Source organism: uncultured Campylobacter sp. (assembly GCF_938031315.1).
In the GTDB taxonomy this organism is placed as follows: domain Bacteria; phylum Campylobacterota; class Campylobacteria; order Campylobacterales; family Campylobacteraceae; genus Campylobacter_B.
In genome coordinates this window covers 1-16,247 of the sequence record NZ_CALHHT010000374.1, presented here as the reverse complement: position 1 = coordinate 16,247, position 16,247 = coordinate 1, and the positions used below count along the sequence as shown (strand labels likewise).

At 47.7% G+C, this 16,247-nt stretch carries 10 protein-coding genes, 1 tRNA gene and 2 rRNA genes; 8 read left to right on the top strand and 5 right to left on the bottom strand.

Annotation, left to right across the window (positions count from 1 at the left end):
- Positions 1–110 precede the first annotated feature (110 nt).
- Positions 111–362, bottom strand: coding sequence for a hypothetical protein (locus Q0236_RS09220; protein ID WP_297900685.1), 252 nt, complete (start codon positions 360–362; stop codon positions 111–113).
- Between the two features lie 102 nt (positions 363–464).
- Positions 465–905 (bottom strand): GNAT family N-acetyltransferase, encoded by a 441-nt coding sequence (locus tag Q0236_RS09215; protein ID WP_297917091.1) that lies wholly within the window; start codon positions 903–905, stop codon positions 465–467.
- Between the two features lie 218 nt (positions 906–1,123).
- Between Q0236_RS09215 and Q0236_RS09210 the strand changes: the two genes are divergently transcribed.
- Positions 1,124–2,110 (top strand): amidohydrolase family protein, encoded by a 987-nt coding sequence (locus tag Q0236_RS09210; RefSeq protein ID WP_297917089.1) that lies wholly within the window; start codon positions 1,124–1,126, stop codon positions 2,108–2,110.
- A 913-nt stretch (positions 2,111–3,023) separates the two neighbouring features.
- Here the strand turns inward: Q0236_RS09210 and Q0236_RS09205 are convergent.
- Entirely contained in the window at positions 3,024–3,758 is a 735-nt protein-coding gene (locus tag Q0236_RS09205) for an alpha/beta hydrolase-fold protein (protein WP_297917087.1), read from the bottom strand.
- Positions 3,759–3,837: 79 nt separating this feature from the next.
- Between Q0236_RS09205 and abc-f the strand changes: the two genes are divergently transcribed.
- The 4 genes from abc-f to Q0236_RS09185 are packed head-to-tail and all read left to right on the top strand — an operon-like array spanning position 3,838 to position 8,449.
- Positions 3,838–5,784, top strand: a complete 1,947-nt coding sequence (gene abc-f / locus Q0236_RS09200; protein ID WP_297917085.1) for a ribosomal protection-like ABC-F family protein — start codon at positions 3,838–3,840, stop codon at positions 5,782–5,784.
- Positions 5,785–5,789: 5 nt separating this feature from the next.
- Entirely contained in the window at positions 5,790–6,998 is a 1,209-nt protein-coding gene (locus Q0236_RS09195) for a M48 family metallopeptidase (protein ID WP_297917083.1), read from the top strand.
- Positions 6,985–7,785: a peptide chain release factor N(5)-glutamine methyltransferase gene (gene prmC / locus Q0236_RS09190; protein WP_297917082.1), complete on the top strand. Its 801-nt coding sequence runs from the start codon at positions 6,985–6,987 to the stop codon at positions 7,783–7,785. The genes Q0236_RS09195 and prmC overlap by 14 nt, the downstream gene beginning before the upstream one ends.
- A 7-nt stretch (positions 7,786–7,792) precedes the next feature.
- Positions 7,793–8,449 carry a uracil-DNA glycosylase family protein gene (locus tag Q0236_RS09185; protein ID WP_297917080.1) on the top strand — a complete coding sequence of 219 codons (657 nt, stop codon included), beginning with the start codon at positions 7,793–7,795 and terminating at the stop codon, positions 8,447–8,449.
- 503 nt (positions 8,450–8,952) lie between these two features.
- On the opposite strand, the gene Q0236_RS09180 is transcribed toward Q0236_RS09185, so the two are convergent.
- Both Q0236_RS09180 and Q0236_RS09175 read right to left on the bottom strand, forming a co-directional pair.
- Positions 8,953–9,348, bottom strand: coding sequence for a YbgC/FadM family acyl-CoA thioesterase (locus Q0236_RS09180; RefSeq protein WP_297917078.1), 396 nt, complete (start codon positions 9,346–9,348; stop codon positions 8,953–8,955).
- The gene (locus tag Q0236_RS09175) at positions 9,338–9,862 is read right to left on the bottom strand and encodes a DUF4149 domain-containing protein (RefSeq protein ID WP_297917076.1); all 525 of its coding nucleotides are present in this window, start codon (positions 9,860–9,862) and stop codon (positions 9,338–9,340) included. Before Q0236_RS09175 ends, Q0236_RS09180 begins: the two co-directional genes overlap by 11 nt.
- A gap of 765 nt (positions 9,863–10,627) precedes the next feature.
- Between Q0236_RS09175 and Q0236_RS09170 the strand changes: the two genes are divergently transcribed.
- The 3 genes from Q0236_RS09170 to Q0236_RS09160 form a co-directional block, all read left to right on the top strand.
- Positions 10,628–12,140 (top strand): 16S ribosomal RNA (locus Q0236_RS09170).
- Positions 12,141–12,418: 278 nt separating this feature from the next.
- Positions 12,419–12,494, top strand: a tRNA-Ala gene (locus Q0236_RS09165).
- Positions 12,495–13,141: 647 nt separating this feature from the next.
- Positions 13,142–16,247: ribosomal RNA gene (locus tag Q0236_RS09160) — 23S ribosomal RNA — on the top strand; the annotation flags it as partial.

The window sequence follows — 16,247 nt, the reverse complement described above, 5'->3', positions numbered from 1 at the left end:
TCGCGCAAAAAGCTCGTTTTTAAAATTTTCTGCCGCATCCTCTGAGCGCTCTGTGATAAATTCTACGATCTTGCTAAGCTGCGCGCGAAATATTTTAGACTGGATTATTTTCAATTTTTCCAGCCCTTGCCTAGCTCCTCAAAACCGCTTAGATCGCCGTTCGCGTATGATTTTAAGTCCGCATCCATTCCGTTTTTTATCTCGTCGTAACTTTCGCCTGATCTAAACTCCGATAAAATCGTTTCTAAATTTTTCTCGCCGCTTAGAGTGATCTGCGCGGAGGGATCGATTTTTAAAAAAAGTTTCTTAAAAGTTTCGAGAGTATCGCGATCGACGCCGCTTTGGATCTGCATAGTGATCATTTTAGCTCCTTAAATTTTAGCGATTATAGCAGCTCATAGCTAAATTTAAAATTCCAACCGTTTTAGAGCCAAAGCTCGAGAAAATTTTAAAATTTATGCCTGCTAGATCGAATTTCGCTTCCTCATATGAACCGTGAAGTGCTCCGACGCGTCCTTAAAGCCGCACTTTTTTAGGAATTCTCCGGCGCCCTCAGCCTTATGTAGAGGGGTCACGACAAAGGTGGTGGTGTGCGCAAAGCGTTTATTAAAGGCATTCACGAGCGCCGTGCCGATACCGCGCCTTTGATAATCTTTATGAACTATCACGCAGTAAAGATAGCTCGTAGCGAAGTTGTCGCGGTCGCAAAACGCCTCCAGCACCCCCACGGTCTTGCCCTGCGTTTTGGCGATCGCCACGTAATCATAGGTGCGCCATACTCTGTATGTCTCGTGCGGCGGCACGGAGGCTGCGTTTTGTTCCGTATCCCAGCCGATCGAGATCATTATCTCATCCAGATCGCTAGGCTTAAAATCGGCGGAATTTTCTAAAATTTCAAACTCCATCTTCGCTCCTTAATTGAAATAGCTTTTCAAATCGCAAGTATATCGCCGTAGCTTTAAAACGGCATTAAATATCAATTAGCGGCTCTTGCGGCGAGGTTTAAATTTTAAAATTTAAAGGCGCGGCAGGGCGCGGTGCGTAAATTTAGACCCGAATCTAAAATTCTAACCATTTACCGCAATTTGATATAAACTCGGCAAAATTTTCCCAAGGATCCCCGATGCAAACGCTTGATTTTCACGTCCATCTGCTAAGCAAGGAGGTGCGCTTCGACCGCCCTTACGACAGGCTCGCGCTGCGCCTTTTCGGCAGGCGCTTCGGCATAGACGTATCGCGCGCGATCAAAGAGCCATATGAAGCCTATGTGGACGCTCTGCTCGGCGGGCTTAGAGCTTCGAAATACGTTAAAAAGGCGGTGCTTTTCGGCGTGGATGCTAAATTTAGCGACGCGGGCGAGCTAATCCATCGCGATAAGACCGTCTGTGCGGACAACGACAGCGTGTTTGAAATTTATCAAAAAAACCCAGATCTCATCGTGCCGTTTTTTAGCATCAATCCGAAGCGAGCGGACGCGCTCGATGAGATCGATCGCTGCTTCGAGCTCGGATTTAAGGGGGCGAAATTTTTACAAAACTATTGGGATCTGGATACGAGGCTGCCTTGCTACGTGCCGTATTTTGAAAAGCTCGCTAAGCTCGGCTTGCCGCTGGTGATCCACGTCGGCAACGAAAGCTCGGTGCCTAGCACGCGCCGCTGCGAGGCGCTGGAGATGATCTACGCGCCGCTTGAGCTGGGCGTTACGACGGTGTGCGCGCACATGGCGATTAACTATGAGTATTCGCATATTTTTCGTGCGCTCTCGCGTCGCCCGCGAAATTTCGGACACGATTATTTCGCGCTTTTGGCGCTTCTGCGCACGCACAAAAACCTCTACGCCGACGTTTCTGCTCTGATGACGCCGGTGCGCGCGAAAGCCCTGCCGCATCTGGCGAGCCAAACGGACGTGCACTCGCGCCTGCTTTACGCTTCGGACTTTCCGGTGCCATATTCTGCAATATACAACACCTACGATCTGCGCCTGTCGCAGCGTATCGCGCTGCATAAAGAGCCCAACCCTTTCGATCGCAACGCGCGCGGACTGCTCGCGTATTTCGGCGAGGATAGCGAGTTGTGGAGCAACTACAAAAAAATTCTGCCCTTTGCGTAGACGGTGAAATTCGGGCGTGCGGTTAGAATTTAGCGTGTTTGCAGCTTTTTTTGCGGAGCGGCACACGCCGCGCAGGTGCGGCGAACACGACGTAACGCGCGCAAAAAACGTAGCAGCGAGCGGCTCGGCGTAGTCGCGGAAAGCAGAGCGCATGTCGCTCAAAGCGGGGTAGAGAGCTGATAATGAAGCATGCGCCGCGGAATTCCGCAGGGCAAAATTCCGCAAACGGTAATTCGCAAAATTCTGCAATTCCGCCGCCGCAAATTCAGCAGGTATCGGCTTGGTGCGCCCACCCGACGCTAAATTTTAAAATTTAAACCGAGCGGCGTGTATCGTAGCGCCGAAGCGCTCTTTGGTGCAGTGTAAATTTTGAAATTTCAGCGGTAAATTTGGATCGTAGGTGCACTAAATGAAACGGCGAGATCATACACGGCGCGCGTTGCTGTTTAAATTTAGCTCGCAGGCGCGCTAAATCCTAGCCGCGACATGATTTGCTTTAAATTTTATAACGACGGCTTGCTTTAAATTTTAAACCGCTAGCGCAATCTGCAAAAATTTAGCGCTATCCTGCCTGAAATTCGCATTACGCCGTGCCGCCTGTGCCGCATCGACGTCGAGTCGTATGATTTACGCTCAAAACTGATTCGCACTTATCAAAAGCCGCTAAAGCACCGACGACGCGCTGTGCCATTTGCGCCGAATTGCGCTGCACCATTCTTGTCGCATTACTTGCGCTATAAAATTTTAACGTAGGTTTGTTTTAAATTTCATTGCATCGCACAAAAAACCGTTGCGCGAGAAATTATAACGGCGGCTCGCTTTAAATTTACGTTTCGTGCCGCTTCTTGGCTAGTTTCTTTTAATCTCTCACCGCACTTTATTCTGTCACTAAATTTTAAAATTTGCTCGAATTTTAGGAGTTTACCAGCTTTAAAAGCGCCTTTGAAATTCTTGCGATCTCATCTTGCATATGCCCGCCCGGATTTTGCTCAAACTCCGCTTTTGCGCCCGCGCCGCGGCATTTTGCGATGAAATTTCGCGCCGTCTCGCCGCAGAGTGCTCCGCGCGGATTTTTCGGGTTCATCTCGGCCTCGCCCAAGGACGCGTAGACGTGCGCCAGCCCCCTTTGCGGCGAGTGTGCGGCGACGAAGGCGTCAAATCCGCCGAACCAAAACGACGCCGAGACGCAGGCGATCTTTTGAAATTTATCGCTCGCAAATGCCGCATACGCGCTAAAAAGCCCCGCCAGCGAGTATCCCGCGCAGGCTCGCCACGCAGGCTTTCTCGCGCCGAATACGTGCCGCTCGATACGCGGGATCAGCTCGTCCGTAAATTTTTCTAAGTGCGCCGCGCCTCCGCCTGCGAAATCGCGCACCCCCTTAAACGGCGATTTTGCCGCCCACGGACTAAGCTTATCGCCCCACTGCGCCTCGTTTAGATAGATCGCTGCGAGCACGAAATCCGCGTCGCTTCGTCGCGAGACGAGTTCGTAAATTTCGCCCACACTGGCCACGCTAAACTCCAAGGCGTGCAGGTAGATGATCGGTGCGGACGCGGCTTCTTTTGTAAAGGAGGGCGCAGCCGCAAAAGACGGCGCGTGCGGGGCGAAAATTTCTACGCGCAGGCCGTCAAATTCCAAACTTTGCATCGCTAAAGCCTTAAAAGTTATTAAAATTTAATAGAATTTTGTGTAAAATCACCGAATTTAACACTAGAGGAACTTAAAATTGGCTTTGATCGAGCTTATCGATGTTACGAAAAAATTCGGCTCTCACGTCGTTTTAGACGGCGTAAATTTCGCATTGGACGCTAACGAGCGCGTAGCCGTGATCGGTAAAAACGGCGGCGGCAAATCCACGCTGATGAAGATCGTCGCGGGGCTGTGCGAGATCGACGAGGGGCGTGTGATCACTCAAAATGGGCTAAATATCCAGATGCTCGCTCAAACGCCGAAATTTGAAGACAATCTCTCGGTCAAAGACGCGTTGCGAAGGGAGCTAGCCGAAATTTACGCCGCCCTTAGCGAATATGACACGATCTCGAGCGAAATCGCCGCACAGCCCGAAAACAAGGAGCTTTTGGCGCGCCAAGACGAGCTGATTAAATTTATCGAGGCCAAGGACGGCTGGCAGATCGACAATAAGATCGAGCAGGTGCTGCAAAATTTCGGGCTTAAAATTTACGAAAACCGCTCCGTCTGTACGCTTAGCGGCGGCGAAATTCGTCGCGTGGCGCTGGGCGCGCTGGTGCTTAAAAAGCCCGACGTGCTGCTGCTGGACGAGCCCACGAACCACCTCGACGTCTATATGGTGAAATTTCTAGAGGACATGCTGCTTAGCTCGAAGCAGACGATCGTTTTTATCAGCCACGATCGCTACTTCATCGACCGCTTGGCGACGCGCAGTATCGAGATCGAAGAGGGTAAAATTTCAAATTTCGACGGCGGATACGAGAACTATCTGAGGCGCAAGCAGGAGATGCTTGCTTCGCTCGAAAAGTCCCACGAGACGCTGCTTAAACAGCTGCGCGCCGAGGAGGAGTGGCTGCACCGCGGTGTAAAGGCGCGCCTAAAGCGTAACGAAGGGCGTAAGGCGCGCATCATGCAGATGAGGCAGGATGCGAAGAAAAACCCGGGCGCGATCCGTCGCGTGCGGCTCGAGCTGGAGCGCGCGAGCAGGAGCTTTAACGGCACGGGCGGCGACAATCGCAAAAAGATGCTTTTTGAATGCACGAATATCGGTAAAATTTTAAACGGTAAGGTGCTTTTCAAGAGCTTTTCGGCGCGGGTTTTGCAGGGCGAGCGTATCGGCATCGTAGGCGCTAACGGCGCTGGCAAAAGCACTCTGCTTAAAATTCTACTCGGTCGCAGCAAGATCGATGCGGGCGAGATCAAACGCGGCGAGATCAGGATCGGCTACTTCGATCAGACCCGCAGCGGCATCACGGACGATAAAAGCATAATCGAAATTTTCTGCCCCAACGGCGGCGATCACATAAGCGTCCGCGGCAGCTACATGCACGTCTATGGGTATTTGAAAAATTTCTTGTTTCCGAAGGAGTTTTTAGATAAGCCCGTGGGCGTGCTTAGCGGCGGTGAAAAGAACCGCCTGGCGCTTGCGAAGCTCTTTACCGAGCAGTACGATTGCCTGATCTTGGACGAGCCGACGAATGATCTTGATATCGCGACGATCAATATTTTGGAGGACTACCTGCTAAGCTTCGAAGGTGCGGTAATCATCGTAAGCCACGATCGCTATTTCATCGATAAGATCACGAATAAGCTTTGGGTTTTTGAAAAAAATGGCACGATCGATCAAATTCAAATGCCCTATTCGCAGTATTTGGAGTTTGAAGACGAGATGGCGGAGATTGACCAGATCGAGGCCGACGCTGGCGCGAGCGCAGACGAAGGCGGCCGCGAAAACAAAAAGGAGAAAACGAGCGCCGCCAAACTTAGCTACAAACAGAATAAAATTTTAGAGGAGTATCCCGCTAAAATCGAGGCTATCGAGGCGCGCATAAAAGAGCTAAATCACGCGCTTTCGACGCCTGAAATTTATCAAAAGCTCGGTATGCAGGGGCTTTTTGAAGAACTTGAAGAAAAAAGAGGAACGTTAAACAGTATGGAAAATGAATATTACGAAGTGCTTTCGCTCGCCGAGAGCCTAAAGTAGGCGCGATGGTTTGGTTTTTGATCTTTTTATACGCGCTTTACACGATTTATAAAATTTCGCTCGATCTGCTTGAGCTAAGCTTCATCCGCGCCAAGCTAAAAGAGCCTGCGGTAGTGCTTAGCGAGGAGGATTATCGCAAGGCGGGCGAGGTCGGCGCGGTAAATTTAAAATTTAATATATTTTCGCACTGCTTTTCGTTTGCGGTGGCGCTTATTTGGATACTTGCGGGCGCGGGCGCGTTACAGCGCGCGATATATGATCTAGCTGGCGACGGGATTTTTGCGCAGAGCTGCTTCGTAACGGCGTTTTTAATCATCGGCGGCGCGATATCGCTTCCGCTTGAAATTTATAAAACCTTCGTCAAAGATCGCCGCCTAGGCTTTTCCACGATAACGCCCGCCGTTTTCGTAAAAGACGCGCTAAAATCGCTCGCGCTCACGCTCATTTTCGGCTTTGCGGTAGCCTCTGCGCTCGTTTTTTGCGTAAACAGCTTGGACGCGCATTGGTGGGTCTGGGGCTTTCTGCTAAGCTTCGGCATAGTTTTACTGATAAATTTAATCTATCCGACCGTTATCGCGCCGCTGTTTAATAAGATGCAGCCGCTAGAGCAAGGCGAGCTAAAAGAGCGCATAGAGGGGCTTTTGCAGCGCTGCGGCTTTAAAAGTAGTGGCGTTTTTACGATCGACGCGAGCAAGCGCGACAAACGCCTAAACGCCTATTTCGGCGGCTTCGGAGCGACGAAAAAGGTCGTGCTTTTCGACACGCTCATAGACAAGCTGAGCGAGGATGAAATTTTAGCCGTTTTAGGGCACGAGCTCGGGCATTTCAAACACGGCGACATTTTAAAAAATTTAGCGCTTAGCTTCGTGCTTTTGGGCGTGACGTTTGCGGTATTCGGAAACCTCCCCGCAGGCGTGTTCGGCGCGCTAGGACTTAACGCGGACGGCGGCGCGACGCTGGTTTTTATGATTTTGTTTGCGCCGATTTTGCATGCGTTTTTTGAGCCTGTAATCTCCAAGCTTAGCCGCATGCACGAATTTAGTGCAGACCTGCATGGCGCTAGCATGCAGGATAAAAAGAGCATGATCGGCGCGCTAAAGAAGCTGGGCAGCGAAAACAAGGCGTTTCCGCTCGCTCATAAAATTTACGCCGCGGTGTATCATTCGCACCCGAGCCTGTACGAGCGCATAAGAGAGCTTGATGAGGATCGCTGAGGCGCTAAGATGGGGCTTGGGGCAGTGCGGCTCAAAATACGTCGCGCGCGAAATTTTAAAGCTTTGCGAGCGACTTAGCGACGAAGAGCTAGTCCTAAGATGCTCGGAAGAGCTCGCGCATGAAGCGGAATTTCGCGCTAAGATCGTTGAATTTAAAGACGGCCGCCCGCTTGAATACATCACGCAAAGCTGCGAGTTTATGGGCTTTAAATTTTACGTCGACGAGCGGGTGCTGATACCGCGCTGCGAGACCGAAATTTTAGTAAAAAAGGCACTTGCTTTGGCGCAGAGCTTGGGCGAGCCGCGCATTTGCGAGATCGGCACGGGCAGCGGCATAATCGCTATCTGCTTAAAAAAGCTCCTTCCTTCTTGCCGTATCACGGCTAGCGACATCAGCGCGGATGCGCTTGAGGTAGCGCGCGCAAACGCCGCGAGCTTAGGCGCGGACGTCGAGTTTGTGCACTGCGCCTACGCGGATGAGATCGCGGGCGAGTTTGATCTCATCGTCTCAAATCCTCCATACATCGCAAACTCCTACGCATTGGACGCGCGCGTACTGCAAGAGCCGAAACAGGCGCTGTTTGGCGGCGAGAGGGGGGATGAAATTTTAAAACGCATCGTGCTGATCGCCGCACGGCGCGCAAAATTTTTAGCCTGCGAGATGGGCTACGATCAAAAGCAGAGTTTGTCGGCGTTTTTGCGCGAGCAGGGCTTTATGGCGGAATTTTACAAAGATTTGGCGCAGTTTGATCGCGGATTCGTCGCGCGAAATTTAAACAGATCGTAGGCGCGCCGTGCAAAGCTCGCAACTACGCAGACTGCTTTATTACAAAGCGTTCGGCTATCGCTACGTAAGCGCCGAAATTTTAAGCGGCAGCGCGCGATTTTTCAAGGCGCTGGACGCGCTGCAATCAGCTACCGCCGAGTGCAATCTTTGCGAGCTTGCTAAAACGCGCACGGGAAGCGCCGAGCAAAATTTTAAAAATTTCAAAACTATCAAAAATTTTAAAACCCCCGCGAATGTAAAACTTATGATCGTGGCTCTTGCACCGGGCGCCGACTGGGGTTTTGGCGGCGGTTTGGAGGCTGAGGTAGCAGCGGCACTGGATCAAATTTGCGCGCCCGAGCAGATCTATTTTAGCTTTCTGATAAGGTGCGCAGTGCCGCAAAATAGGCGCATAAGCTCGGAAATAATTTTAAAATGCGCGCCCTATCTGACCGACGAGATCAAAATTTTAAAGCCCAAAGTCGTGCTCTGCCTGGGAGAGCTCTGCTGCAAAATCGTGCTGCGAAACGGCGATCTAGCGGGCATGGACGCGCTGCACGGCTCGGTCTTTAACGAGGGCGGCATCAGCTTCGTGCCGAGCTTCGATCCCGCATTCATCGCGCAAAATCCGAGCAAGGCGGAGCTTTTCAAAGAGGATCTGCAAAAGATAAAAGAGCTGCTGTGAGGCGCATTTGAGCGCTTTTTGCGTGCTTTTTGCGTGCTTTTTGCGTGCTTTTGATTTTGCGCGCGGCTTTTGTGCGGGCGCCTAGTTTGTGGATTGCGCCTATGCGGATAAGATCGCTGGCGAGTTTGATCGGCTTAAATTTCACGGACGAGCGGGATTTGGCGAAAAAATACGGACTTGAACCGCGGCGAGTTTAAATTTAAGGGCGATAAAATTTCATAAAGCGGCGGAGTAGGGCAAAATTTAACGCCATTGCAAAATTCCGATATTTCAAATTTTGATTTTTATTTGGCTATTTGGGGCGTGCGAGGGGTTTATGTCGCGGCATAGCGTTAAATTTAAACCTCAGTGTCGAGCAAAATTTTATGTCGTAAAATTTTATCTAGCCTGCAAATTTTATTTTGCCTAAGAGCTCTGCGCATTCTTAGATTTTACGCCTAAGGTCGGTCTGCGATATGTTTGTGCCGCATACGACTAGGTAAATTTGAACCCGCGAAATAAATTTATCTCAAAGATTTGAAAAATTCTAAAATTTCGGCGCTAAATTTGATCGGTCTGCCGTCTTTTACGAAGGCGATTTTTACGTCCTGCGCGTATAAAAGCTCGCTGAAATCCGTGTTTTTAATATCTTTGATCTTGTAAATTCCTTGCCGCAAAAGGGCGCTGGCGTTTTTGAGCGCGGCTAGGCTCGTGCGAATTTCAAGCGTGTCGCCGAGGCGCGCGGGGCGCAGAAATTTGGCGCAAAGCTCGCTAACTACGAAGTGTGCGTCCGCGCGCGCGAAGTCCACCCCTGCCTGCATAAGCGCCTCGCTGCGCGCCCGCTCGCAAAATTTTATATAGTTGGCGTGATACACGATGCCTTGCGCGTCGGTGTCTTCGTAGTAAATTCTAATCTTCATCCCGCGCGTCTTTCGCCGCCGCGACATCTCTCGCAGCCAGGGCGGGGAGGATTTTTGCGAAAAATAGCACCGTTTGAAACACGATGATGAGTTTCATGCACCACTCGCTAGCCGCGTGGATTTGGGCAAATTCCGGCGTCATCGTCGCTTCTGCACCGATCTTTTGGGCATTTATGACGTAGTCAGTAAAGTAAAGCACGAAAAGTAGGGCTAAGATGATATTTACTAGCGTCAGCATCAGGGTCGAAAGGCGCAAGCGAAAGGATTGCGATTTGTTGTTGTTGAAATTTATCATCTCAAAAACGAGGCAGATGACCGAGACTGCGATGAGGATGCCGCCGTATTTTACGAAGATCTCGCTCATTAGCTTGCCGCTTTGGAAGTGCGATAACACGCCATCTCCGATAATCTGCTGCGGGAAAAATACCACGGGCGCGACGAGTGCGCCGAGCGAGAGCTCGATGCCGATAAGGGCTGCGATGATGAAGATATAGATAGAAAAAATTGCGCGCATAAAGATCCTTTTAAATTTTGATAAATTTTAAATCGGACGTGATTATAGCGAAATCTTATAATCGTGCGCTTAAGTGTTTTGCAAGCAGGTTTTATGCGCGAACGGGTGCGGTCGGCGGTCGCGAATTGCGGCATATCGCGGTATAATCAAATTTTAGTTTGGATGCGGTCGTTTGCGAAATTTATAAAATTTTTACGGAGGCTGGAGATGAAATTTGTCTCAGGCATGCTAAGCATAAAATTTCATTGTATGAAATTTAAAATTTTCCAAATCGTTTTTTAAAATTTCTACCAATTATTCAGCCCCCTTTAAGCATCGCTCTTGTATAATCACAATTCTGTTTCGCACCGAGCCGAACCTGCTTTCTTAACTCTTAAGTCCTAGTAGTTTTAGCCTTTTAGCGAACGCGTTTTTTAAAATTTTAACTGTTAAAAACAAATATCTTTAGTCAATCTTTGAAATCTAAACAAGTGATCGATTGAGCCTATGGATTTAGATCTATTAAAGGGTTTAAGTCCATAAAAACAATGTTACAAAAACATAAAGTTTTTAGATTAAAAACTTCATATCGACTCTCTAAAGCTTGATTCAATTATTTGAATTTAAACTAACTAACCGTTGGTTTTTAAATTTAATTATGCAGATAATAGGTTTTATCTGCATAATATACGCCGCTTCCGATAGAAGCGGTGTGCTTTAGAGGTTTCCAAAGGGCGTAGCTCTTTGGTCGCAAAGACTAGCTTCGCTAGTCTGCGAAATCAAATAAATATGGAGAGTTTGATCCTGGCTCAGAGTGAACGCTGGCGGCGTGCCTAATACATGCAAGTCGAACGGAATTTAAAAGAGCTTGCTCTTTTAAATTTAGTGGCGCACGGGTGAGTAATATATAGCTAATCTGCCCCTTGCTGGAGGACAACAGTTAGAAATGACTGCTAATACTCCATACTCCTTTTTACCATAAGATAAATCGGGAAAGAATTTCGGCAAGGGATGAGACTATATCGTATCAGCTAGTCGGTGGGGTAACGGCCTACCGAGGCTATGACGCGTAACTGGTCTGAGAGGATGATCAGTCACATTGGAACTGAGACACGGTCCAAACTCCTACGGGAGGCAGCAGTAGGGAATATTGCGCAATGGGGGAAACCCTGACGCAGCAACGCCGCGTGGAGGATGACACTTTTCGGAGCGTAAACTCCTTTTGTTAGGGAAGAATAATGACGGTACCTAACGAATAAGCACCGGCTAACTCCGTGCCAGCAGCCGCGGTAATACGGAGGGTGCAAGCGTTACTCGGAATCACTGGGCGTAAAGGACGCGTAGGCGGATTATCAAGTCTCTTGTGAAATCTAACGGCTTAACCGTTAAACTGCTTGGGAAACTGATAATCTAGAGTAAGGGAGAGGCAGATGGAATTCTTGGTGTAGGGGTAAAATCCGTAGATATCAAGAAGAATACCTATTGCGAAGGCGATCTGCTGGAACTTAACTGACGCTAATGCGTGAAAGCGTGGGGAGCAAACAGGATTAGATACCCTGGTAGTCCACGCCCTAAACGATGTATACCGGTTGTTGCTGTGCTAGTCACGGCAGTAATCCACCTAACGGATTAAGTATACCGCCTGGGGAGTACGGTCGCAAGATTAAAACTCAAAGGAATAGACGGGGACCCGCACAAGCGGTGGAGCATGTGGTTTAATTCGAAGATACGCGAAGAACCTTACCCGGACTTGATATCTAACAAATCATCCAGAGATGGAAGAGTGTCTGCTTGCAGAAATGTTAAGACAGGTGCTGCACGGCTGTCGTCAGCTCGTGTCGTGAGATGTTGGGTTAAGTCCCGCAACGAGCGCAACCCACGTCATTAGTTGCTAACGGTTCGGCCGAGCACTCTAATGAGACTGCCTTCGTAAGGAGGAGGAAGGTGTGGACGACGTCAAGTCATCATGGCCCTTATGTCCGGGGCGACACACGTGCTACAATGGCATATACAATAAGACGCAATATCGTAAGATGGAGCAAATCTAAAAAATATGTCCCAGTTCGGATTGGAGTCTGCAACTCGACTCCATGAAGCCGGAATCGCTAGTAATCGTAGATCAGCCATGCTACGGTGAATACGTTCCCGGGTCTTGTACTCACCGCCCGTCACACCATGGGAGTTGATTTCACTCGAAGCGGGAATGCGAAATTCGCTACCCTCCACAGTGGAATCAGCGACTGGGGTGAAGTCGTAACAAGGTAACCGTAGGAGAACCTGCGGTTGGATCACCTCCTTTCTAGAGTACAAATAGATATCCTCTCACAAGGTATCTATCATAAAGTCTTAGCGCTAACATATGCTTAGCTCTAAGCATGCTCAATCGAGCTTGTTTAGGTTTGAGAGATTGACGGCTAATAAATTTGTCTAATTCCTTGAACTGCCTAGACAAAAACCTAAATTTATAATCTATGAGAAATAAAATTTCAAAATAACTCTTTATAACTTTAGGTGGGCGCGCAAAGCGTTGCTTTCGCTCAAAGACTAGCCATCTAGTCTGCGAAGTAAAGGATGAATGGGGAATTAGCTCAGCTGGGAGAGCGCCTGCTTTGCACGCAGGAGGTCAGCGGTTCGATCCCGCTATTCTCCACCATAAGATATTTGTAATGTAGATCTAAATAGAGAATTTTAACCAAGCCTAGTTCAAATATATCAAGATTTATTAAATTTAACAAATTTGATCAAGCTACCATAACTTAAAATTTTCTATTTAGGTTTACCCTAAACGTTCTTTAAAGTACCATTGTTAAAGTCACAATCAAGTTTTAATAAAACAATTTTACAGGACTTGTTAAAGCTTTGATTATTCGAAGTGATGCCAAGCCTTTAGCTTTATTATGTTATCCAAAGCTAAAAGCTAAGATCAATACACGCTTATAGAGCTTAACTTACTTTATGAGTTTGATCTCTTTCCGTCTTAATTCGAGTTAATCAAATACTATAGAATAAATTTAACGCTTCGGTTTTTATAAGGATAGGGTATATTTAAAAGCTCTTATCCGTAGACCAAATGCTTAGTTAGATCGATTTTATCTTTAGCAAGGAAGTAATGCGAATTAGAATATATAAATAAATCTAATAACTTCTTTACCGATTATGATCCGAAATAAAGCTTTAGAATTTGCTTTATTGCAAATTTTACGGCAACGCCGAAAGCGTTGCTGTGCTTTAGGTGAGGTGGGGGAGCGCTTGCGCTCCCCGTCGGAGCAAGAGCTTTGCTCTTGCGAGAAGTACTAAAAAAGGTAAGCTACTAAGAGCGAACGGTGGATGCCTTGGCTAGTAGAGGCGATGAAAGACGTGCCAGGCTGCGATAAGTCTCGGGGAGCCGTCAAGGGGCTTTGATCCGGGAATTTCTGAATGGGGCAACCCAATACATAGCGATATGTGTTACCATTAATGGAGCCAACGCGGGGAACTGAAACATCTAAGTACCCGCAGGAAGAGAAATCAATAGAGATTACGCTAGTAGCGGCGAGCGAACGCGTAAGAGGGCAAACCACTAGTTTACTAGTGGGGTTGTAGGACCGCAACATAGACTAGGATCTGATAATAGAACAATCTGGAAAGGTTAGGCATAGAGGGTGATACTCCCGTATATGAAATCACATCCTTACTTAGCGGTATCCTGAGTAGGACGGGACACGTGAAATCCTGTCTGAAGCCGGGTCGACCACGATCCAACCCTAAATACTACTACTAGACCGATAGCGTACAAGTACCGTGAGGGAAAGGTGAAAAGAACGGCGGTGAGCCGAGTGAAATAGAACCTGAAACCGTTTGCTTACAATCATTCAGAGCACTATGCTATACTCTTTAAAATTAATCCAGCTTGGCTTTTTAGCCCTTTTTTTATGAAACTGCGACTGCGGCAGCCGAATCCGGCTAGCCTTGCCTTGTTTCATAAAAAATCATCTAAAAATCCTGCGCATTTGAAATTCTAAATTTTAAATCTAATAAAATTCATCATAAATGACACAAACAGAGCTTTATGGTCTAAATTTAGAAGTAACGATTAACGATTAGTTTTAATGAGTATAGCAGTGTGATGGACTGCCTTTTGCATAATGAGCCTGCGAGTTGTGGTGTCTGGCGAGGTTAAGGAAACCCGGAGCCGTAGCGAAAGCGAGTCTTAATAGGGCGATTAGTCAGATGCTGCAGACCCGAAACGATGTGATCTATCCATGAGCAGGTTGAAGCCGGTGTAAGAGCCGGTGGAGGACCCAACCGACGGCCGTTGAAAAGGCTCCGGATGACTTGTGGATAGGGGTGAAAGGCCAATCAAACATCGTGATAGCTGGTTCTCTCCGAAATATATTGAGGTATAGCGTCGTGTAGTAGTTATAAGGGGTAGAGCACTGAATGGGCTAGGGCATACACCAATGTACCAAACCCTATCAAACTCCGAATACTTATAGCGTAACCACGGCAGTCAGGCGGCGAGTGATAAAATCCGTCGTCAAGAGGGAAACAACCCGGACTAACAGCTAAGGTCCCCAAATCTCATTTAAGTGGAAAACGATGTGAAGTTACTGAAACAACCAGGAGGTTGGCTTAGAAGCAGCCATCCTTTAAAGATAGCGTAATAGCTCACTGGTCTAGTGATTTTGCGCGGAAAATATAACGGGGCTAAAATGAGTACCGAAGCTTTAGACTTGCACTTAATCATTTATACTAGCTCGTCTTTTGGCGATAAATTAATGAGTTCGATTTTTTCTCAATCGATAGGCTAAAAGCCTTATCTCAATCGAAAAAATCTTCACAACATTAATTTCTCATCCAAAATACTTCGCTTTCTATATTCAAATTTTAAAGATTTCAAACTTTGTTGATTTTAAAATTTTTTAGAATTTTAAAATCCCAACTTAGATATTTAAAATTTAACAACCAAGAAGCGAAGAAAGACAAACAAAACTTTAAGACATCGGATAAATTCTTAAATATCTTAAGTTTTAAATTTGAATAAAGTAAGAAGAAAAGTATAAATCATTAAGTGCAAGTGGTAGGAGAGCGTTCCAATCAGCGTCGAAGCCGTACCGGTAAGGAGCGGTGGAGCGGTTGGAAGTGAGCATGCAGGCATGAGTAGCGATAAAATACGTGAGAATCGTATTCGCCGTAAACCCAAGGTTTCCTACGCGATGCTCGTCATCGTAGGGTTAGTCGGGTCCTAAGCAAAGTCCGAAAGGGGTATGCGATGGAAAATCGGTTAATATTCCGATACCGATATCAGTGTGCGACGGAAGGACGCTTAAAGTTAGTGGAGCTAGCGGATGGAAGTGCTAGTCTAAGGAAGTAGGTTGAGTTATAGGCAAATCCGTAACTCTTTATCCGAGATCTGAAAGGCTTCTGACGCTCTTCGGAGTAGATGAAGAATCCATGATACTATCGAGCCGAGAAAAGTTTCTAAGTTTAGCTGATATCGCCCGTACCGTAAACCGACACAGGTGGGTGGGATGAGTATTCTAAGGCGCGTGGAAGAACTCTCTTTAAGGAACTCTGCAAAATAGCACCGTATCTTCGGTATAAGGTGTGCCTAGCTTCGTTAAGAATTTACTTCGTAAGCGAAGAAGGTTACAACAAAGAGTCCCTCCCGACTGTTTACCATAAACACAGCACTCTGCTAACTCGTAAGAGGATGTATAGGGTGTGACGCCTGCCCGGTGCTCGAAGGTTAATTGATGATGTTAGCTTATGCAAAGCATCTGATCGAAGCCCGAGTAAACGGCGGCCGTAACTATAACGGTCCTAAGGTAGCGAAATTCCTTGTCGGTTAAATACCGACCTGCATGAATGGCGTAACGAGATGGGAGCTGTCTCAAAGAGGGATCCAGTGAAATTGTAGTGGAGGTGAAAATTCCTCCTACCCGCGGCAAGACGGAAAGACCCCGTGGACCTTTACTATAGCTTGACACTGCTACTTGGATAAAGATGCGCAGGATAGGTGGGAGGCTTCGATTCGTAGATCTCGGTTTACGATGAGCCATTGTTGAGATACCACTCTTCTTTATTCGGGTAGCTAACTAGCCTAAGTTATCCTTAGGTAGGACAATGTCTGGTGGGTAGTTTGACTGGGGCGGTCGCCTCCCAAAATGTAACGGAGGCTTACAAAGGTTGGCTCAAAGCGGTTGGAAATCGCTTGCAGAGTATAAAGGCAAAAGCCAGCTTAACTGCGAGACATACACGTCGAGCAGAGACGAAAGTCGGTCTTAGTGATCCGGTGGTTCTGTGTGGAAGGGCCATCGCTCAAAGGATAAAAGGTACCCCGGGGATAACAGGCTGATCTCCCCCAAGAGCTCACATCGACGGGGAGGTTTGGCACCTCGATGTCGGCTCATCGCATCCTGGGGCT

Bases quoted from the DNA above. Each gene is read 5' to 3' on its own strand.
- Q0236_RS09220 (WP_297900685.1), bottom strand. From the start codon at position 362: ATGATCACTATGCAGATCCAAAGCGGCGTCGATCGCGATACTCTCGAA.
- Q0236_RS09215 (WP_297917091.1), bottom strand. From the start codon at position 905: ATGGAGTTTGAAATTTTAGAAAATTCCGCCGATTTTAAGCCTAGCGAT.
- Q0236_RS09210 (WP_297917089.1), top strand. From the start codon at position 1,124: ATGCAAACGCTTGATTTTCACGTCCATCTGCTAAGCAAGGAGGTGCGC.
- Q0236_RS09205 (WP_297917087.1), bottom strand. From the start codon at position 3,758: ATGCAAAGTTTGGAATTTGACGGCCTGCGCGTAGAAATTTTCGCCCCG.
- Q0236_RS09195 (WP_297917083.1), top strand. From the start codon at position 5,790: ATGGTTTGGTTTTTGATCTTTTTATACGCGCTTTACACGATTTATAAA.
- prmC (WP_297917082.1), top strand. From the start codon at position 6,985: ATGAGGATCGCTGAGGCGCTAAGATGGGGCTTGGGGCAGTGCGGCTCA.
- Q0236_RS09180 (WP_297917078.1), bottom strand. From the start codon at position 9,348: ATGAAGATTAGAATTTACTACGAAGACACCGACGCGCAAGGCATCGTG.
- Q0236_RS09175 (WP_297917076.1), bottom strand. From the start codon at position 9,862: ATGCGCGCAATTTTTTCTATCTATATCTTCATCATCGCAGCCCTTATC.